Origin of the sequence: Streptomyces sp. NPDC051064 (genome assembly GCF_044455985.1) — a bacterium.
Classification (GTDB): domain Bacteria; phylum Actinomycetota; class Actinomycetes; order Streptomycetales; family Streptomycetaceae; genus Streptomyces.
Genome location: NZ_JBITFK010000012.1, coordinates 131,238 through 148,535 on the forward strand (window position 1 = coordinate 131,238; position 17,298 = coordinate 148,535).

The following is a 17,298-nucleotide window of genomic DNA, read 5'->3' on the forward strand; positions in this document are numbered from 1 at the left end:
GAGCCCCGAACCCTGAAAGGTACGCACCGTGAACACCACCGACGAGACGAAGAGCGGACCCGCGCCCCGCACCCTCACCGACCGGGCGCTCTCCCGGATCCTCCAGGAGCAGCAGTTCGGAGTACTCGCAGCGGTCCGTTCCACAGGTCATCCGCACCTGTCGACCGTGCTGTACCGCTGGGACGCCGACGAGCGCGTCCTGCGCGTCTCCTCCACCGAGGGCCGCCTCAAGACCCGCGTCCTGCGGCGGGACCCTCATGCCTCCCTGCACGTCGAGGGCGGCGACGTCTGGTCGTTCGCCGTGGCCGAGGGGCTGGCGGAGGTGTCGGAGCCGACCGTGGCCGCCGGAGACGCCGTCGGACGCGAACTCCTCTCCCTGGCACCGGATTTCGACGACCCCGCAGACGAACGGGCCTTCCTGGAGCAGGCCGTGGCCGAGCACCGCGTGGTGATCAGGCTCCGGGTGTCGAGGCTGTACGGAGCGGCCCTGGACGTGACGGAGAAGGCCGAGCGGTGACGCACGACCTGGCGTACGACGCCGTGCTGTGCGACCTCGACAACGTGGTCCGCTTCTACGACGTGACGCACCTGGCCGCACTGGAGCGGGGACGACAGCCGGGAGAACGTCGACGCGGCCGTCGCGCTCGGCATGACCGGCGTACATTTCCGCGAACCGGCCGATCTGCACGGGCCGTTCGGCATCACTCCGGGAGAGGCATGAGCGAGGACGAGGGCGAAGTACTGCACGGCGGCATGACCCATCCGGGCGCCGTCGTCCGCCGGGGGGACACGGTCGAACGACCGGCCCAGCCGCACACCCCCGCACTCCACACGCACCTGAGGGCGCTGGCCGCCGCCGGCTTCGACGGCGCCCCCACACCCCTGGGGACGAGCGGTGACGGCCTCCGCGAGCGGCTCGGCTACGTCCCCGGGGATGTGCCGCTCCCGCCCTTCCCGCCCTGGTCGCTCACGGACGAGGCGCTGCGCTCGGTCGGCGTACTGCTGCGGCGGCTGCACCGGGCGTCCGCCGCTCTGCCCGTGGACCGCACCGTCCCGTGGCCGGCCGGACTGGCCGACCCGGAAGCCGCGTCGTTGCCGGACACCGTCCTGATCCTCTGCCACAACGACGTCTGTCCGGAGAACGTGGTCTTCCGCGAGGGCCGCGCCGCCGCCCTCATCGACTTCGACCTCGCCGCTCCCGGCCGTCCGCTCTGGGACGTCGCGACAGCCGCGCGCTACTGGGTGCCGATGTCCGCGGAGGATCCCGGCACGGCGCACCGGCTCCGCGTCCTCGCCGACGGCTACGGCCTGACGGCCGAGGACCGCGCCGCTCTCCTCCCGGCGATCGAGCAGGCCGCGGCGGCGGCCCGCGCCTTCACCGAGCGGCGGGTACGCGACGGTGACCCCCTATATGTGCGCGCCCTGGCGGCACGCGGCGGCTGGGAGGGCTGGGACCGCCACCAGGCGTGGCTGGCCGCGCACCGCGCCGTGTTCACCGAAGGGCTTCTCCGGGACGGGGCATGAGCAGCCCGTTCTCCAGCTGTGCGAAGGCCAGGCCGGCGGCCTCCACCGCGTCCGCGTACACCTGGCCGGTGCTCTCCCCCGCGTCGATCCGCCGCCAGTTCTCCTCGGCCAGGATCCGCAGTACGGCGATGATCTGGCCCGCCGCGAGCCGCGCCGCCACCGGGGTGCCGGGGTCGAGGGCGCGGGCGAGCGCGGCCTCGGAGCGCCCCTGGTAGGCGTACAGGCGGGCGACGAGCGACGGGGTCCCGTAGAGCAGCCGGTGGAAGGCCAGCACGTTCGGGTGATCGCAGAGCCCGGTCACCGGGTCCCGGCGTTCCAGTCCGTCGAGGAAGTGGTGGCGCAGCGCGTCCAGGGGGGAGGTGCCGGCCGGCCGGCCGTCGACGACGCGGGCGGCCTCGTCCTCGTGGTCGGAAAACCGGTGCAGGACCAGGTCCTCCTTGGCGGGGAAGTAGCGGAACAGCGTCGGCTTCGAGATGTCGGCCGCCGCCGCCACCTCGGCCACCGAGACCTTGTCGAAGCCCCGTTCGAGGAACATCGAGATCGCGGCCTCGGAGACGGCCTCGTAGGTCAGCCGCTTCTTCCGCTCCCGCAGGCTGATCTTCTCGGCGCTCATGACGGTGCGCCCTTCTCGATGAGCGCCTCGACACCGTCGAGGATCCGTTCGAGACCGAACACGAACTCGTAGTCGGGTTCGTCCGGTTCGCTCAGGACGTCGGTGGCCAGCAGCCTGGACAGCGCCGGATGGCGGACGGGGTCGACGAGCCGCTGCACCGTCCGCTCCCACTGCCCCATCACCTCCAGTGGCGAGACACCCTTCGCCTCGACGGCGGCGGCGAGCTCGCTCATCAGCAGGGCCTCGTTCCGCACGAAGCCCGAGATGAGGAGGATGACCGAGATCTTGTCGCCCTCGGCCAGTCCGCTGTCCTCCAGCGCCTGGAGGCCCTGCTCCCACCAGGCGACCGAACGGGGGCTGGCCGGCGGACCCGAGATCGGGATGCGCAGGGACCACAGGTTGCGCCCGAACATCCGGCGCTGGGCCCACGCCCACTGGCCGATCGCCTCCCGCCAGCCCGCCCCCTCCTCCAGCGCGGGCAGCGGCTCGGGGACGCCCATGACCGCCTCCTGCATGAGGACGTAGAGCTCCTCCTTGGCGGAGACGTAGCGGTAGAGCGACATCGTGGAGGCGCCCAGTTCCTTGGCGACCCGGCCCATGGAGACGGCCGAGAGCCCCTCCGCCGCCGCCACCTCCACGGCCGCGGCGACGATGCGGTCCAGCGTCAGGCCCGGCTTCGGTCCCTTGACCGGCCGGTCGCGCAGCCCCCACGCGGCCTCGATGCTGGCCGGCAGGCCCGTGCCGCCCGACGCGCTGCTGTTCTCCGTCACCACGAAAGCCGCCTTCCCCAGTACTGGCTTGCCACCATCCTAAGTTTGCGTAATGCTTACGCAGTAACGCGTATGCCATACGCAGAAGGGGGATCATCATGTCCACGGCCATGAACGACGTCATGATCGAGGCGCACGGCCTGACCAAGTCCTACGGAAAACCGGGAGCCCGGGTCCGGGTCCTGGACGGCGTCGGCCTCCGGGTCGCCCGCGCCGGGATCCACGCACTGCTCGGCCCCAACGGCGCGGGCAAGACCACCACCGTGCGGATCCTCGCCACCCTCACCACCGCCGACTCCGGCACGGCGCGCGTCGCCGGCCACGACGTCGTCACCGACCGGGCCCGGGTGCGCCGCGCCATCAGCCTGACCGGGCAGTTCGCCGCCGTGGACGAGACGCTGACCGGCGAGGAGAACCTGCGGATGATGGCGCGGCTGTCCGGTCTGCCCCGCAGCCGGGCCCGGCGCCGCGCCGAGGAACTCCTCGTACGCTTCGACCTCACCGACGCGGCCCGCCGGCAGGCCCGTACGTACTCCGGGGGGATGCGGCGCCGCCTGGACCTGGCGGCGGGGCTGGTGGGCTCGCCCGAGCCCGGCGTCTTCTTCCTCGACGAGCCCACCACCGGCCTCGACCCGCGCAGCCGCCGCGAGCTCTGGCAGGTGGTCCGCGACCTCGCCGGCCGGGGCGCCGCAGTGCTGCTCACCACCCAGTACCTGGAGGAGGCGGACCAGCTCGCCGACCGCATCACCGTGCTCCACCAGGGCGGCAGCGTCGCCGAAGGCAGCCCGGAGGACCTGAAGTCACGGGTCGCAGGACACCGTCTGGACCTCGTCCTCAGCAGCCGTGAGGCCTACCTGCGGCTCGCGACCCGCGCCGTCCACCACTCGCCCGAGACCCTCACGCTGGGCATCCCCACGGACGGCACCGCCGCCCACGCCCGCGCCCTGCTCGACGAGATCGACCCGCACCGCACCGACGTCGACCGCTTCTCCGTACACGGCGCGACCCTCGACGACGTGTTCCTCGCCCTCACCGCCGAGAAGACGGAGGCACCCGCCCATGTCTGACGCACCCGGAGCCCTGACCCACGCCACGGTCATGACCGGCCGCAGCCTGCTCATCAGCCGCCGCAACATCGACGCCGTCATCACCTCGATGATGCTGCCGATCATGCTGATGCTGATCTTCGTCTACTTCTTCGGCGGGGCGATCGACACGGGGGCGGACTACGACTCGTACGTCATGTACGTCGTCCCCGGCGTCCTGTTCCTCTGCGCCGGCTTCGGCTCGGCCACCACCGCCGTGGCGGTGAGCGAGGACATGAAGGGCGGCATCATCGACCGCTTCCGCTCCATGGACATCGGCGGCACGCCGGTGCTGGCCGGCCACGTCGTGGCGAGCACGGTACGCAATCTGGTCTCCACCACGCTGGTGTTCGCCGTGGCCCTGCTCATCGGCTTCCGCCCGGCCGCCACCGCCGCGGGCTGGCTCGCCGTCGCCGCCGTGCTCCTCGCCTACATCGTGGCGCTGTCCTGGATCTCGGCGGCGATCGGCCTGCTCGCCCGCACACCGGAGGCAGCCGGCGGCTTCACCTTCTTCATGTCGTTCCTCCCGTACCCGAGCAGCGCGTTCGTCCCGGTCGACAGCATGCCGGGCTGGCTCCACGGCTTCGCCGACAACCAGCCGGTCACCCCGGCCATCGAGTCCCTCCGCGGCCTCCTCCTGGACCAGCCCGTCGGCAACGCCCCCTGGACCGCGCTCGCGTGGGCGGCGGGGATCCTGCTGGTGGCCGTGTCCCTGTCGGGGGTGCTCTTCAGGGCGCGGACGCGGTGACGCCCCGGAGCCAGCGGTCGTAGGCGCCCATGACCTCGCGCAGGGACGGCAGGGAGGCGAGACCGAGGGGCGCCCTGGCCCGCGCCAGCACCTCACGGACCCGGTGCGCGGTCACGGGGAGCCGCTCCAGCGCGGGCCCCGGCTGCTCCAGCGCGATGGCACCACGGATCACGTCCGTGTAGACGGACTGGAGACGCTTGTACGCCAGGAGGATCTCCAGATCGCCGCGCCACCCCTTCGCGCACTCGGGGCGTACACCTTCCACCGTCGCGGCCCAGAGGCGGGCGATGCGCCGGGCCTGCCCGGCCGGGTACCGCATCAGGTGCAGATGCGTGGCGAGGTCGTACAGAGGATCACCGATCATGGACAGTTCCCAGTCGATGGTCCAGAGGTCGTCCGCCGCGTCCACGATGAGGTTCAGCCGGTGCAGGTCGCCGTGGAGCAGTGAGAACGGCCGGCCCGTCAGGCGCCTCGCCCGGCTCCTCATGGCGTCCAGCGCCCCCTCGCCCACGCCGAGTTCATGGAACAGCGAGCCGAAGCGGTCGAGGTGGCGCCGGTGGACCTGCTGCTCGGTGAAGGTGATCAGGCTGTCCAGGAAGGCCCCGGCGTCCCCGTCGGCCGGGTGGCCGGCCGGGTCGCAGTGCCGCCGCGCACCTATGGAACCGGCGTCGAGGGCCACCAGCTCCCCGAAGAGCCCGGCGAGTTGCCCGGCATGGCGCGGGGACAGCGCACCCGGCAGGCCGCCGCCGAGGGTCCGCCCCTCGATGAACCCCTGCAGCAGGACGTGCTCGTCGAGGACGACGATCTCGGGTATCCGGCTCACCCGGCCCCGCAGCTCCAGCAGCAGACTGTCCTCGGAGAGGAAGCACGTGCGGTCGAAGCGGAACAGCTCCGAGCGCGGCTCGTGCACCTTGCAGCGCAGCGGCCTGTCCGGCAGCGCGAAGACGTACGTCTCGCGGTAGTGACCTCTGTACGGGCCCTCGATCGGCGTCCCGTCGTACAGCGCGCCGGGGCGGTCCCTCAGATCTCCGCGCACGTCCGTCGTGGTGTCGACTGTCACCGCATGCTCCCTCGACCGTGAAGGGCCGCGAGTGACCGCCGACCGTGAATCCGTCCGGGCAGAGCCTGCTTCTACCCGCGGAGACCGACCGGCAGCGGCCCCACTCCCGGCTCCTTCAACTGCACGCGCTGCCGGGCCGTTTCGAAGAGGCCCCACAGCGAGCGCACCGAGCACCGAGCCCCTACGTCCTCGAGCGCCCGGCGCTTGCGCTCATTCACCGCATAGCCAATGAACGGTACACCGACCGCCTTCGCGGCCAGGCAGTCCGCGGGGGAATCCCCGAGCATCACGGCCGCCGCAGCGGCGGTGCCGGTGGATTCCAGGGCGCGGACCAGGCAGTGGGGATCGGGCTTGAGCAGCGCGGGATCGGACGTACGGCCGTGAATGTGCTCGTCCGCCAGGACGGCCGAGCCGTGCCGGCGGAGGAAACGGGCCACCGCACCGGGCGAGTTGTTGGTCGTGACGGCCTGCCTCCAGCCACCGGTATCCAGGGCGCCGATCAGCTCCAGGGCGTGCTTCGTCGGTGTGGCGCTGTCGGCCGCCTCGGCCTCCTCCGCCGTGAGGCAGCGCTCGGCGTGATCCGTCGCGGGGCCGTCCCCGTAGTGCTTGGCGATTCTCTGCAACAAGGCCAGCGGGTCGTCCGTGCCGGCGGCCAGCACCTCGGGGTCGCAGCCGAACACGCGCAGGGCCTCGGCCAGTCGTGCCGCCACCCCGGCGGCCGGGCGGCCGGCGAACAGATCGCACAGGGGGCCGTCGAAGTCGAAGAGGACGCAGTGCGCCGCCGAGAGGAGTGCGGCCGCGTCCGCTTCCGTGCCATCGGCGTCGCGACCGGAACTCACGTCGTCGGCCCCGCTCGCAGTGGCCGTCACAGGGGTTGTCATGCCGTGCACGGTCAGAACGTCACCTTCGTGGCCAGGTTGTCCCAGGTGGCGTCGAAGAACTTCCGTGCCGCCCGCACCACCCCGGCCTGCTCGGGAGTGGAGTCGGCGGATGCCCGGAAGGGATACAGCGTGGCCCCGGTGCCGTACGCGTCGTACGTCGCCACCTCTTCGCCGTCCTCCAGGGTCGCGGTGCCCTCCTCCGGGATGTAGAAGCCCTGGAGCACCACACGGTTGTTCAGGATGTACAGCTTCATCTGGGGTGCGAAGGGGACCATCCGCACCTGCACCGAGACCTCGTCCACCAGCTTGAGCCGGCGGAGTTCGTACAGCGCGGAGCGGAGCATCGTCACATGGCTGCGCAGGATCCCGCCGAGCCGCTGGCGCACCCGGGGGTCGTCCTCCCCCGACACCTGCCTGGGGATCGCCAGCGCCTTCGACTCGGTGTTCGGGAGCAGCAGTCGCGCGGTGATGCTGCGGGGCCGGCCCGCCTCTCCGGCGACGATGCGGTCCTTCTGGTCGACGACCCGGGCGGCGAGCGACTCCGTCGTCATCGAGAAGACGTCCAGCTTGACCACGTTGGCCTCGAACGCCTCCACCAGATACGGCTTGAGCAGGACAGGTGGTACGCGCTCCGAGACGACGGCCCACACATCCCCCTCCGGGCTCCTGGAAGGGGCGGGCACATGCCGCGGCTCCCCGGGCTCGGGCGCCACGAAGGACCCGCTCCCCTGCCGGGTGATGATCAGCTCTTCCTTGCGCAGCAGGGACAGCGCCTGATTGACCGTCGTCCGGGACACGCCGAAGCGCGTAGCCAGCTCCTCCTGCGTCGCGAGACGCTCACCGGGCTCATGGGCCCCGCTGTTGATCTCCTTGCGCAACTCGTCGGCGACCCATAGGTATTGGAACTTGGCATCACGCGGGGCGGAACCATGACTTGTCACGCTGCAACCCTACAACTTCCGGGTTGACAAGGTCAGATGCCACGCACGACAGCCGCCCTCCGTCTTCACGGAACCCACAACTAACCAAATAACCAGACAAGTTTGCGACCTGTCTTACCCAGGGAATAAGTACGACAAGTCAACGGGGGACTTGTACGGCAGTTGTTCGGTTTATGCGCAGCGTCGCGCAAAGTCGCCGGTCTCCCCCCACCCAGAGGCGCGCATCCGCGCCGATCCCGCACCTGGGAAGGAGTGACCGCCATGCCCCTGTTCACCCTGGGCCTCGAGCAGATCATTCAGTGGAAGTACGGCGTCATGGGCACCGTCGGTGTCACGCTGCTGAGCGTCGGCCTCAAGGTCGGCAACGCGAACTTCGCCTGTGCCGGAGCACTCGTCCTGGCCCTGTTGTTCGCGCCGGGCGACTGAGTCCTGTTTCGCCGGCGGTCCACGCCCGCGAAACAGGTCCGGGCCGTGCTGCTCCCGGCGGAGAGCCCTGCAACCCGAGAAGGGATCCGGCCTGCCACAGACCCGAGAGGTACATCTTGCCGATCTACGACTTCGACACCTTCGCCGACGACCTCGACGACCTCCTCACGCGGCTCGGCCTGCGGGACGTCACTTTCCTCAGGAGCTGACGCCCGCAGACGCCCGGTGAAGCCTCAGAACACGTCCGGACACCACGCCCGCCGTGGCGTCCGGAACACCGCGTCCGCCGTCGCCGCCGCGCCCGCCCGGTGCTCGTCGAGCCGGCCCAGCGCCGCCAGCCGCACCGGCGACTCGTCGCCCAGGTAGAGCGTGGCCAGCTCCGCCACGTCCAGCGTGAGGTCGGCGTCCCGTGCCGTAGGGGCGCACAAGGCGCCGTACGGTGACGCCTCCAGCAGGAAACGGCCGCCCGTCAGGCCCGCTCCGTCCCGGATGTCCAGGACCAGGGAGCCCTCGGTCGCGTACGTACGTGCCTCCAGGGCACGGGGGACGTCCAGGACGCGCAGCCACAGCCAGTCCGCCTGGGTCACGACGCGGGCGGCGCGCGGGTCCGGGAGGAGGAGCGGGAGCAGGTCGTCGGGCGCGCGGTAGCCCGAACGGACCGTGGTGATCCAGTCGATGGAGCAGACGAAGTGCCACAGGGCGCGCTCCGCCGCCGGGGTCGTCGCGATCATGCCGACCACCGTCGCCGTGTTGAGCGGCTGCTTCCGGTCGCCCCACCTGTCGTCGGCGCGGTAGGCCATCAGCCCGTCCGTCTCCCCGTCCGCCGACCGGTACACCGCGTAGAACGGCTCCGTCCACTTGTCGGACGCCGGGACGTCCACGCCCGTGCTGCGCTGCCACCAGCGCTCGTCCCGGGAGACCACGCCGTGCTGCCGCCCGGCGAGACGGCCGTGGAGTTCGGGGCCCAGCTTGCGTACATCCGCGCCGTCCACCAGCTCGATCCGGCCGCCGTCCGCCTCGGAGGGGACCCGGCCGCGCGGGTCCAGACCCGCGCGGGGGACGTCGATCTCCCACTCGGCGGTCCAGGAGGCCGGCCCGAATCCGTACCGCCCGTAGATCGGGTACTCGGCGGCGATCAGCGAGGCGACCACGTCGCCGCGCTCCTTCGCCGCCGCCAGGTCCGTGGCCATCATCCGGCTGAGCAGCCCGCGCCGGCGGTGCGTCGGGGTCACCGTCACGCCCGTGACCGCGTCGGCCCGCACCTTCGCGCCACCCACGACGGTCAGCTCCTGCGCGAACGAGGCGAAGGTGGCGACACAGCGTCCGGCGTCGAACACCCCCTGGACACGGGAGAGATCGGTGTGGGCCAGGCGCACCGCGACCTCCTCCTCCGCCGGCACCGAGGCCGACGCCCGGAGGAACCCGGTCCCCACGGCGCGCAGCCAGTGGGGGTATTCGGCTTCGGCGACGGTACGCGGATCAAGGCTCATGCGGCCCACGCTAGGCACAACGCGTTCGCGATGTCGCCCGCTTTTCCGGCCGCCCCCGCCGCCACCCGGAACCCTCGCTCAGAACGCCGCGCGGATCTCGCCGACCTCGGCGCCGCCGCCCAGCAGCGGTGCCCGCCCGATGCGGGACACCACGGGGGCGTCGACGCCCAGCAGGCCGAGGGCGCGGGCCAGCACCGGGCCCAGCGCGCGGGTGGAGCCGTCGTCGATCTTGAAGGCCAGGGCCCTGCCGTCCGGGAGGGCCACCGCCTGGACCGCCTCCGCGCCCATCTTGGAGAGCGTGCCCGGCACCTCCCGCATCAGCCAGGTGTCCGGCCGACGCGTGCCCGCGACGTACTCGGGGTGCGCCCGCATCGCGTCCGCGACCCGGCGCTCCGCCGTGCCCGGCTCCGCCAGCACGAACGCCCGGAACGCGCGGGCCAGGCCCACCAGCCCGATCGCCATCAGCGGGGCCCCGCAGCCGTCCGTGCCGATCGACGCGACGGGCTCGCCCGCCGCCTCCGCGACGACCTCGCCGACCAGCCGCTGCAGCGGGTGGGCCGGGTCGAGATACGTCGCGGTGTCCCACCCGTTGCGTACGCAGACGGCGAGCATCGCCGCGTGCTTGCCGGAGCAGTTCATGGTGAGCGGCTCACGCACACCCCCGGCGGCGAGGTACTCCTCCGCCTCGACGGGGTCCAGGGGCAGATCGGGCGGCGTCCGGAGGTCGGCCGGCTTCAGCCCGTGCTCGGCGAGCATCGTGCGCACCAGGTCGAGGTGGAAGGCCTCGCCCGAATGGCTCGCGGCCGCCAGCGCCAGCCGCTCCCCGGAGAGGTCGAGACCGGCCCGGAGGATCGCGGCGGCCTGCATCGGCTTGTTGGACGAGCGCGGGAAGACCGGGGCCGCCGGGTCGCCGAGCGCGAGCTCCACGCTCCCGTCCGCGGCCAGGACGACCAGCGACCCCCTGTGGTGGCCCTCGGTGAAGCCGGACCGCACCACCTCGGCCAGGACCGGGGGCACGGGCGACGAGGACGCGTACGAGGCTATGGAGGAGCTCATGGGGCTGGTGGCCTTCCGGGGACGGGCGTGACCCGCCCCCCGAAGGGTCACCTCAGGCGAGCAGGTCCTCTACTTGTGCTTCCCCGTCACGGTACCTGCGGGCGATCTCCGCGCTGCAATCGTCGACCGTCCGCTGGAGCCGGTGACGGCGCCGGGACACCTGCTGCTCGTAGCGCACGAGCCGCCCCATGGCGGTGAGGAGCTCCTCGTCCGTCCGGGCGTCGAGGTCGGAGAGCTCGACCTCCGCGAGCGTGTCCGCCGCCAGCTGGCGGTACTCGTCGCTGCGCGGCGTGGTGAGGGTGACGTGCCGGGCCGAGGAGCGGTGGACGGAGGGGGTGTCGGCGAGGATCTCCGAGAGCCGGTCCACGACGGGCGACTCGGGGTCCACCCGGCGGGCGAGCTCGGCACGCAGGATGTCGATCCGGCCCTGGACCAGACGGCGTACGTAGCTGAGGTCCGCCTCGTCTCGCTGGGCGTCACGGCGCAGGGAGCGCAGCTCCGTCAGCCGCAGCCCCCCGAATTCGGGCTGCGGGCGTACGGAGGCCAGTCCTTCGACCGCACCGCCCCCGGCCTGCCCGGGCACGGACACCGCTCCCGGCAGCTGTACGAGCGGTGGGGCGGGCAGCTGGCCGGGCGGCGCGGTACCGGTCCGCTGCACCGGCGGCCGCAGGCCGGCAGCTGTACGTGTCCCTGGTACGGCACCGGGTGATGGCCCGGTTCCCTGTGTCGTCATGATGTTCCGTCCCCTCGACCGGTGCGTCGGCACACCGACACCGTGCATGGTGCCACTACGCACGGTGTTCACGCAGGTGCTCTGTACCCGTTCAGCCCAAGATAGGTTGGTCTGTATGCGTGCAGTGATACAGAGGGTGTACGGCGCGAGCGTCACCGTGGCGGGCGCCGCGGACGATCCGTCGGGGACCGGAACGGTCGGCGAGATCGTCGGCGAGGGCCTGTGTGTGCTGGTGGGGGTCACTCACGGCGACACCGCGGAGAAGGCGGCGCAGCTCGCCCGCAAGCTGTGGACCCTGCGGATCCTGGAGGGCGAGAAGTCCTGCTCGGACGTGAATGCACCGCTTTTGGTCATTTCGCAGTTCACTCTCTACGGGGACGCCAGGAAGGGCCGCCGGCCCACGTGGAACGCCGCCGCGCCGGGCGAGGTCGCCGAGCCGCTGGTCGACGAGGTGGTGGCACAGCTGCGCGCCCTCGGGGCGCAGGTGGAGACGGGCCGGTTCGGGGCGGACATGCGCGTCTCGCTCACGAACCACGGCCCGTTCACCGTGCTCGTCGAGGTGTAGCGGGCGCTCCGGCCCGCCCTACGGCTCGACGACCGTCTCCTGGGCCGCCGCGGTGTCACCCGCGATCAGCTCCGCGTCCACCGCGACGTTCCGCTTCACCAGCGCCAGGGCGATCGGCCCCAGCTCGTGGTGGCGGGCCGAGGTGGTGATGAAGCCGAGCTGGCGGCCCTCCTGGCCGTCGGCGGCGAGCCTGACCGGCGTCCCGTGGCCCGGCAGATGGACCTCGCTGCCGTCGAGGTGCAGGAAGACGAGGCGGCGCGGCGGCTTCCCCAGGTTGTGGACACGGGCGACCGTCTCCTGGCCCCGGTAGCAGCCCTTCTGCAGATGCACGGCACTGCCGATCCAGCCCAGCTCGTGCGGGATGGTGCGGTGGTCGGTCTCGAAGTTCAGGCGCGGGCGGTGCGCCTCGACGCGAAGCGCCTCGTACGCCAGGATCCCGGCCACCGGGCCGTGCTCGGCGGCGTACGCCTCCAGGTCGGCCCTGGGCAGGAAGATGTCGCGGCCGTGCGCCGTCTCCCGTACGGCGGCACCGTCCGGGACCTCGGCGATGGAGCCGGCCGGAAGGTGCACGACGGCGATGTCCTCGGTCCGGTCGGCGACCTCGACCCGGTAGAAGAACTTCATCGACTCCAGGTACGCGATCAGCTCGCCCTGGGTCTCCGGCTCGGCGTGCATCCACACCGTCGTGCCGTCGTCGACCAGATAGAGGGCGTGCTCGATGTGCCCGTTGGCGGAGAGGATCAGCGCCTCCGTCGCCTGGTTCGGCGCGAGGTCGCTGACGTGCTGGGTGAGGAGCAGGTGCAGCCAGGCCAGCCGGTCGTCACCGGTGACCGTGACGACCCCGCGGTGCGAGAGGTCGACGAGGCCGCTGCCGTCGGCGAGTGCGCGTTGTTCACGGAACAGGTCGCCGTAGTGCGCGGCGACGCCTTCGTCGCGCCCCTCGGCGGGGACGGCGCCGGGCAGGGACAGCAAGGGGCTCTTCATGCGACCAGCGTACGACCCCCGCGCCCCTGGCTAACGGGCGCTGCCGGGTTCTTCCGGCCCACCGGCCTTCGCCGCGCAGTCGGCACAGCGTCCGAAGATCGCGAAGTGCTTCATGTCGGTCTCGAAGCCGAACGTGTCCCGCAGCTTCGCCGTGAAGTCGGCGACCACGTCGACATCGGCCTCGATGACGTCCGTGCAGTCGCGGCAGACCAGGTGGATGTGGTGGTGGCGGTCCGCGAGGTGGTACGTCGGGGAGCCGTGCCCGAGGTGGGCATGGCTGACCAGCCCGAGCTCCTCGAGGAGCTCCAGGGTCCGGTAGACGGTGGAGATGTTCACGCCCGACGCCGTCCTGCGCACCTCGCAGAGGATGTCGTCGGGCGTCGCGTGCTCCAGCTTGTCCACGGCCTCCAGGACGAGCTGACGCTGAGGCGTCAGCCGGTAGCCACGCTGCCGAAGATCGGTCTTCCAGTCGGTGCTCACCACGTGCCCAGTGTAGGGCGGAGCGAGCGCCGGCCCGCCGGACCGGCGCTCCACGGCCCCGACAGGGCCTACTTGAAGAACGCGATGCCGTCGTCCGGCATGTCCCCGAGGCTCTTCGCCATGGCGGCGACCTCCTCCGGGGTGACGACCTTCTTCAGGTGCGCCGACATGTACGGCCGCAGCTCCACATCGGGGGTGGACTTCTCGCCGACCCACATCAGGTCGCTGTTCACATAGCCGTAGAGACGCTTGCCGCCGCTGTACGGGCCGGAGGCCGCGGTGCGGGCCACCGCGTCGGTGACGATGTCGATCTGCGGCTTCTGCTTCGCGAGCTCGCCGTACCAGACCTCGACGACGCCCTGGTCCCGGACCATGACGATCTCGACCTTGCGGTCCTTGTCGATGCGCCAGTAGCCGGACTCGGACTCGAGCGGCTTGACCTGCTTGCCCTCGGCGTCCAGCACCCAGGAGTGCGAGACGTACTCGAGGAAGTCACGGCCGTCGTGGCTGAAGGTGACCTCCTGGCCGAAGTTGCACTTCTCGGCACCGGGGAAGTCGGAGACGCCCGCACCCGCCCAGTTACCGAGGAGGAAGGCCAGCGGCACGAGGTCCGGGTGAAGGTCGGACGGAATCTCGATCATGAGCGGCTCAGACGATCTGTGAGGGTGTACGGAAAGTGTTCGGCGAGGGTCAGCGCTGGCCCTGGTACAGCTTCTTCACGGTCACGGCGGCGAAGGCGAGCACGCCGACGCAGACCAGGACCAGCAGGGCGGAGAAGAAAGCCTCAAGCACGGGAGCTCCTCGGAACGAACGACATGACGGCAGCAGGCGGCCGGGCCCCCAGCCTAATGGGTGGGGGCCCGGCGCGGCGGCCCGGGGTTTCCCGGGCGCGGCAGCTCACCCCAGCAGCTGGTTCTGCAGGACGACGGTCTGGTGGAACGGAACGGCCTCCGTGCCGGCCTCTCCCTTCCGCGCGTGGACTACAAGGGCGACGGTGTCCCCGGCCAGCACATACGCGTGGCGGACCTGCTCGGCCCCGTGGGGCTCGGGCTCGGAGTACACGTGCGCCGTGGTGAATTCCGCTCCGTCGGTGGCGCTCCACCCCTCGTCGAAGGCGGGCTCGGCCATCCCTGCGAGGGGAAGCGGCAGGGAGCCGTCGTCGAAGAGGTCGTCCTGGAACTCGGTGGAGTAGGCCACCGAGTTGAACTGGAGCAGATAGACCCGGGACGAGGTGCCGTCCGGCATGGTCCAGCCACGGGCCGCTATGTGCCGCAGGGCGGAGTTCTCGAGCTGCTCGGTCAGCTCGGCCCGGTCGTCCTTGCCGTACTCGGCGACGTAACGAGCGATGTCCACCCAGCCGCCGTCGAGCTTCTTGTCCACGGTGGCCCCGGCCGGCGCGGGCAGCAGCAGGCGTCGCAGGTCCGCGTGGTGGACCTCCGCCGCGTTGAAGTCGGTGAAGGGTCGGGGCGCACCGGCAGGCAGGGCCGGCAGGCTCAGCGCCGGGTAGTCCCAGCGCCCGTCGTCCCGGGTCGCGAGACCCGGCACGTCGGTGCGGTCCATCGCCGTGATGCCGGCGGCCGTGCCCGTGCCGAGCCCGCCGAGCACCAGCACGGCGGCCGTCCACCGGAGGGCCGCCCGCAGGGCGCGGCGCGGCGGGCGGGGCGCCGCGGGCGCGGGGTCCTCCGCGGGGATCCGCGGCGGGTCCTGCGGGACCGGGGGCAGGGTCGCCCCGGGAAGGGGGGCCGGTGCGGGAGCGGCCGCCTCGGTGGGTTCGGCCGTCTGCTCGGTCATACGTACTCCCCCGGGGACGCGATGTGGTCCAGCTGGTCCTTCAGAAGCTCGGCGACGGCCGCCTTGTCGACGGGCTTGATGCCCGATGCCGAGTAGCTGATGCTCAGCTCACCGTCGTAGGCCGCGCACACCATGTCCTCGATGTCGCTGTCGCTGTCCTTGGGCTGCAGGTAGCAGGCCGCCTTCCGGGTGTGGCCCTTGACCTTCGGGCCCTCGCGGAAGATCCCGAGGGCGTCGAACAGTCCCGTCTGGAAGGTGTAGAAGTCCCGTACGGACTTCTTGTCCTTCATCCGCACGATCGCGGCGTGCACCTCCAGGTCGTCCTCCTGGGTGATGTACGAACGGAAGGCGATGCCCTGCACACGGAGCTTGTCGATCCGCTTGTCGTACGCCCGGCGCTCCTTGCCCGCCAGCCCGCGGTTCGACTCCTTCATCGCGGCGACGGCCTGCTCGCCGTCCACCTCGTCGTCGTTGCCGTTCTCCCCGTCGTCCGGGCCGAGCCGGTAGCCCTCGGGCACGGGCAGCATCAGCTTGCTGAGCGCGGTGTCCGTCCTTCCCCGGCTCGTGTCACGCGCGGGATCCTTGCCGGGCTTGCGGTCGGACACCTTCCAGATGGTGGTCTCCACGCTGCGGTCGGCGCCGTCGACGGTGATCTTCGTGTACGCCGCCGCGCCGCCGACCGCTCCGAGCACCAGCACGAACGGGAGCGCGGTGAGCAGGATCCGCCGGGCCCGTCCGGGTCCTGCGGCAGGAGCCTGCGTGCCGGGCGCCTCCGGGGCGCCGGCCGGTTCGGGGAGCGGGGCCGCCTCGGACGGGCCGGGCCGGTTCATGTCGTTCACAGGCGCTCCAACTGCTGCTCGGCCAGCGTCCGGATGTCCTTCTTGCTGATCGGCCGGCTGTCGAACAGATTGATCTCGATCATGATGTCGCCGCGGTTCATGACGGCTCTGGCCCGATAGAACGGCTCGTAACCGGGCTCCCGGTCCACCTCGTAGAGGTAGTAGCGGCCCTCGCCGCTCCCCTTGACCGGATCACCCTCGTTGCCCGCACCCTCATCCGGGTCCCCCATGTACGAGCGCTGGCCACCGGCGAAATCAGCGGCGGACGCGCCCACCCCGGAGGAGAACTGGACGAGCCGGATCTCGGCCTCACGGTCCGCACCCTTCACCCACGAGGCACCGGCAATGCGGCGGATGTCGGACTCCAGGAAGTACTCGAACATGTAGTCCTCCTCCTTGAAGTCGCGCGCGAGTTCACCCACGGCCATCCATTCGTCGTGCAGCCAGTCCGCGTCCTTGTTCTCGCTCCACCCCGCAGGGCGGTCGAGCAGCAGCTTGCGCAGATCGCCGTCCGTCTTGACCTGCCGGTCCTGCGAGGCGGGCAGCGGGGCCGGGACCTTGTCCGCCGGAAGCGCCTTCGCCGGGTAGGCCAGCTCCGCCTGGGACAGCGCGGGCAGCGGCGTCGGAGGCCGCTCGGCCTGGATTCCGTAGCCGACCGCCGTGCCACCGGAGATGCCGAGCAGGGCGGCCGCGGCGATCAGCAGGGCCGTACGGCCCCGTGGACGCGGCCGTCGCGAGGCTGCGGGCTGCTCGGCAAGGACGGCAGGCGACTCGGCCGGGACAGCCTGCGACTCCGCGGCCGCCGGGCCGGAAATGGTGTCGTTCGGTTCCAAAAGGGTCCCCCCCAAGAGACCTGAGGCGCGGGTTCCATTACCTGCGCACACAACTGACCCACAGGTCACAGGAGAGGTTGCCCGGCCGAGGATTACAGTTCGGTACATGCCGAAGAAGCTCGTGATCAAGGTGACCGCCGGAGCCGATGCCGCCGAGCGCTGCTCGCAGGCCTTCACCGTGGCGGCCGTGGCCGTCGCCAGCGGGGTCGAGGTCTCGCTGTGGCTGACCGGCGAGTCCGCCTGGTTCGCCCTGCCGGGGCGCGCCGCCGAATTCGAACTGCCGCACTCCGCGCCGTTGCCCGATCTGATCGACTCGATCCTGGCGGGCGGCGGGATCACGCTCTGCACGCAGTGCGCGGCGCGGCGCGACATCACGGAGAAGGACGTCCTGGAGGGCGTACGGATCGCCGGCGCCCAGGTCTTCGTGCAGGAGGCCATGGCGGACGGCACCCAGGCCCTCGTCTACTGATCGCCGGGCG

Annotated in this window: 21 protein-coding genes; 7 read left to right on the forward strand and 14 right to left on the reverse strand. The window is 71.5% G+C overall.

What is annotated here, in order from left to right; all coding sequences use genetic code 11:
* Positions 1-28 precede the first annotated feature (28 nt).
* Entirely contained in the window at positions 29-517 is a 489-nt protein-coding gene (locus ACIBCU_RS34490) for a TIGR03618 family F420-dependent PPOX class oxidoreductase (RefSeq protein WP_399236326.1), read from the forward strand.
* A gap of 200 nt (positions 518-717) precedes the next feature.
* Positions 718-1,524: a phosphotransferase enzyme family protein gene (locus tag ACIBCU_RS34495; RefSeq protein ID WP_399236329.1), complete on the forward strand. Its 807-nt coding sequence runs from the start codon at positions 718-720 to the stop codon at positions 1,522-1,524.
* On the opposite strand, the gene ACIBCU_RS34500 is transcribed toward ACIBCU_RS34495, so the two are convergent.
* Entirely contained in the window at positions 1,493-2,137 is a 645-nt protein-coding gene (locus ACIBCU_RS34500; RefSeq protein ID WP_399236331.1) for a TetR/AcrR family transcriptional regulator, read from the reverse strand. The genes ACIBCU_RS34495 and ACIBCU_RS34500 overlap by 32 nt on opposite strands.
* Positions 2,134-2,907 carry a TetR/AcrR family transcriptional regulator C-terminal domain-containing protein gene (locus ACIBCU_RS34505; protein WP_362932657.1) on the reverse strand — a complete coding sequence of 258 codons (774 nt, stop codon included), beginning with the start codon at positions 2,905-2,907 and terminating at the stop codon, positions 2,134-2,136. The genes ACIBCU_RS34500 and ACIBCU_RS34505 overlap by 4 nt, the downstream gene beginning before the upstream one ends.
* Before the next feature lie 98 nt (positions 2,908-3,005).
* On the opposite strand from ACIBCU_RS34505, the gene ACIBCU_RS34510 reads away from it, so the two are divergent.
* Both ACIBCU_RS34510 and ACIBCU_RS34515 read left to right on the forward strand, forming a co-directional pair.
* The gene (locus ACIBCU_RS34510) at positions 3,006-3,974 is read left to right on the forward strand and encodes an ATP-binding cassette domain-containing protein (RefSeq protein WP_399236333.1); all 969 of its coding nucleotides are present in this window, start codon (positions 3,006-3,008) and stop codon (positions 3,972-3,974) included.
* The gene (locus tag ACIBCU_RS34515) at positions 3,967-4,740 is read left to right on the forward strand and encodes an ABC transporter permease (RefSeq protein ID WP_399236335.1); all 774 of its coding nucleotides are present in this window, start codon (positions 3,967-3,969) and stop codon (positions 4,738-4,740) included. Before ACIBCU_RS34510 ends, ACIBCU_RS34515 begins: the two co-directional genes overlap by 8 nt.
* Here the strand turns inward: ACIBCU_RS34515 and ACIBCU_RS34520 are convergent.
* The 3 genes from ACIBCU_RS34520 to ACIBCU_RS34530 all read right to left on the reverse strand — a co-directional run bounded on the left by ACIBCU_RS34520 (position 4,721) and on the right by ACIBCU_RS34530 (position 7,622).
* The gene (locus tag ACIBCU_RS34520) at positions 4,721-5,800 is read right to left on the reverse strand and encodes a phosphotransferase family protein (RefSeq protein WP_399236337.1); all 1,080 of its coding nucleotides are present in this window, start codon (positions 5,798-5,800) and stop codon (positions 4,721-4,723) included. The genes ACIBCU_RS34515 and ACIBCU_RS34520 overlap by 20 nt on opposite strands.
* Before the next feature lie 71 nt (positions 5,801-5,871).
* Positions 5,872-6,681: an HAD family hydrolase gene (locus tag ACIBCU_RS34525; RefSeq protein WP_399236340.1), complete on the reverse strand. Its 810-nt coding sequence runs from the start codon at positions 6,679-6,681 to the stop codon at positions 5,872-5,874.
* 11 nt (positions 6,682-6,692) lie between these two features.
* Positions 6,693-7,622: a GntR family transcriptional regulator gene (locus tag ACIBCU_RS34530; RefSeq protein WP_362932647.1), complete on the reverse strand. Its 930-nt coding sequence runs from the start codon at positions 7,620-7,622 to the stop codon at positions 6,693-6,695.
* Between the two features lie 261 nt (positions 7,623-7,883).
* On the opposite strand from ACIBCU_RS34530, the gene ACIBCU_RS34535 reads away from it, so the two are divergent.
* Positions 7,884-8,048: a hypothetical protein gene (locus tag ACIBCU_RS34535; RefSeq protein ID WP_362932645.1), complete on the forward strand. Its 165-nt coding sequence runs from the start codon at positions 7,884-7,886 to the stop codon at positions 8,046-8,048.
* Between the two features lie 233 nt (positions 8,049-8,281).
* On the opposite strand, the gene ACIBCU_RS34540 is transcribed toward ACIBCU_RS34535, so the two are convergent.
* The 3 genes from ACIBCU_RS34540 to ACIBCU_RS34550 all read right to left on the reverse strand — a co-directional run bounded on the left by ACIBCU_RS34540 (position 8,282) and on the right by ACIBCU_RS34550 (position 11,327).
* Positions 8,282-9,538, reverse strand: coding sequence for a GNAT family N-acetyltransferase (locus ACIBCU_RS34540; RefSeq protein ID WP_399236343.1), 1,257 nt, complete (start codon positions 9,536-9,538; stop codon positions 8,282-8,284).
* A 78-nt stretch (positions 9,539-9,616) separates the two neighbouring features.
* Complete coding sequence (locus tag ACIBCU_RS34545) at positions 9,617-10,594, reverse strand: asparaginase (RefSeq protein ID WP_362932641.1); 978 nt, start codon at positions 10,592-10,594, stop codon at positions 9,617-9,619.
* Between the two features lie 52 nt (positions 10,595-10,646).
* The gene (locus ACIBCU_RS34550; protein ID WP_362932639.1) at positions 10,647-11,327 is read right to left on the reverse strand and encodes an ABC transporter substrate-binding protein; all 681 of its coding nucleotides are present in this window, start codon (positions 11,325-11,327) and stop codon (positions 10,647-10,649) included.
* A gap of 115 nt (positions 11,328-11,442) precedes the next feature.
* Here ACIBCU_RS34550 and dtd point away from each other — a divergent pair, with 115 nt between their 5' ends.
* On the forward strand, positions 11,443-11,892 hold the full coding sequence (gene dtd / locus ACIBCU_RS34555; protein WP_399236345.1) for a D-aminoacyl-tRNA deacylase: 450 nt from the start codon (positions 11,443-11,445) through the stop codon (positions 11,890-11,892).
* A gap of 18 nt (positions 11,893-11,910) precedes the next feature.
* Here dtd and ACIBCU_RS34560 read toward each other — a convergent pair whose 3' ends face one another.
* From ACIBCU_RS34560 to ACIBCU_RS34585, 6 genes are all read right to left on the reverse strand, one after another.
* Positions 11,911-12,876, reverse strand: coding sequence for a folate-binding protein (locus tag ACIBCU_RS34560; RefSeq protein ID WP_362932637.1), 966 nt, complete (start codon positions 12,874-12,876; stop codon positions 11,911-11,913).
* A 30-nt stretch (positions 12,877-12,906) separates the two neighbouring features.
* Entirely contained in the window at positions 12,907-13,359 is a 453-nt protein-coding gene (locus ACIBCU_RS34565; protein WP_362932635.1) for a Fur family transcriptional regulator, read from the reverse strand.
* A gap of 65 nt (positions 13,360-13,424) precedes the next feature.
* Entirely contained in the window at positions 13,425-13,997 is a 573-nt protein-coding gene (locus ACIBCU_RS34570) for an FABP family protein (protein WP_356708022.1), read from the reverse strand.
* Positions 13,998-14,253: 256 nt separating this feature from the next.
* Positions 14,254-15,147, reverse strand: coding sequence for a hypothetical protein (locus ACIBCU_RS34575; protein WP_362932631.1), 894 nt, complete (start codon positions 15,145-15,147; stop codon positions 14,254-14,256).
* Complete coding sequence (locus tag ACIBCU_RS34580; protein WP_399236349.1) at positions 15,144-15,986, reverse strand: hypothetical protein; 843 nt, start codon at positions 15,984-15,986, stop codon at positions 15,144-15,146. Before ACIBCU_RS34580 ends, ACIBCU_RS34575 begins: the two co-directional genes overlap by 4 nt.
* On the reverse strand, positions 15,983-16,819 hold the full coding sequence (locus ACIBCU_RS34585) for a hypothetical protein (protein ID WP_399236351.1): 837 nt from the start codon (positions 16,817-16,819) through the stop codon (positions 15,983-15,985). The genes ACIBCU_RS34580 and ACIBCU_RS34585 overlap by 4 nt, the downstream gene beginning before the upstream one ends.
* Before the next feature lie 106 nt (positions 16,820-16,925).
* On the opposite strand from ACIBCU_RS34585, the gene ACIBCU_RS34590 reads away from it, so the two are divergent.
* Positions 16,926-17,288, forward strand: coding sequence for a DsrE family protein (locus tag ACIBCU_RS34590; protein WP_356708026.1), 363 nt, complete (start codon positions 16,926-16,928; stop codon positions 17,286-17,288).
* Positions 17,289-17,298 lie beyond the last annotated feature (10 nt).

Coding starts and splice junctions, on each gene's coding strand:
- ACIBCU_RS34495 (WP_399236329.1), top strand. CDS start 718: ATGAGCGAGGACGAGGGCGAAGTACTGCACGGCGGCATGACCCATCCG.
- ACIBCU_RS34500 (WP_399236331.1), bottom strand. CDS start 2,137: ATGAGCGCCGAGAAGATCAGCCTGCGGGAGCGGAAGAAGCGGCTGACC.
- ACIBCU_RS34510 (WP_399236333.1), top strand. CDS start 3,006: ATGTCCACGGCCATGAACGACGTCATGATCGAGGCGCACGGCCTGACC.
- ACIBCU_RS34515 (WP_399236335.1), top strand. CDS start 3,967: ATGTCTGACGCACCCGGAGCCCTGACCCACGCCACGGTCATGACCGGC.
- ACIBCU_RS34525 (WP_399236340.1), bottom strand. CDS start 6,681: ATGACAACCCCTGTGACGGCCACTGCGAGCGGGGCCGACGACGTGAGT.
- ACIBCU_RS34535 (WP_362932645.1), top strand. CDS start 7,884: ATGCCCCTGTTCACCCTGGGCCTCGAGCAGATCATTCAGTGGAAGTAC.
- ACIBCU_RS34540 (WP_399236343.1), bottom strand. CDS start 9,538: ATGAGCCTTGATCCGCGTACCGTCGCCGAAGCCGAATACCCCCACTGG.
- ACIBCU_RS34545 (WP_362932641.1), bottom strand. CDS start 10,594: ATGAGCTCCTCCATAGCCTCGTACGCGTCCTCGTCGCCCGTGCCCCCG.
- ACIBCU_RS34550 (WP_362932639.1), bottom strand. CDS start 11,327: ATGACGACACAGGGAACCGGGCCATCACCCGGTGCCGTACCAGGGACA.
- dtd (WP_399236345.1), top strand. CDS start 11,443: ATGCGTGCAGTGATACAGAGGGTGTACGGCGCGAGCGTCACCGTGGCG.
- ACIBCU_RS34560 (WP_362932637.1), bottom strand. CDS start 12,876: ATGAAGAGCCCCTTGCTGTCCCTGCCCGGCGCCGTCCCCGCCGAGGGG.
- ACIBCU_RS34570 (WP_356708022.1), bottom strand. CDS start 13,997: ATGATCGAGATTCCGTCCGACCTTCACCCGGACCTCGTGCCGCTGGCC.
- ACIBCU_RS34575 (WP_362932631.1), bottom strand. CDS start 15,147: ATGACCGAGCAGACGGCCGAACCCACCGAGGCGGCCGCTCCCGCACCG.
- ACIBCU_RS34590 (WP_356708026.1), top strand. CDS start 16,926: ATGCCGAAGAAGCTCGTGATCAAGGTGACCGCCGGAGCCGATGCCGCC.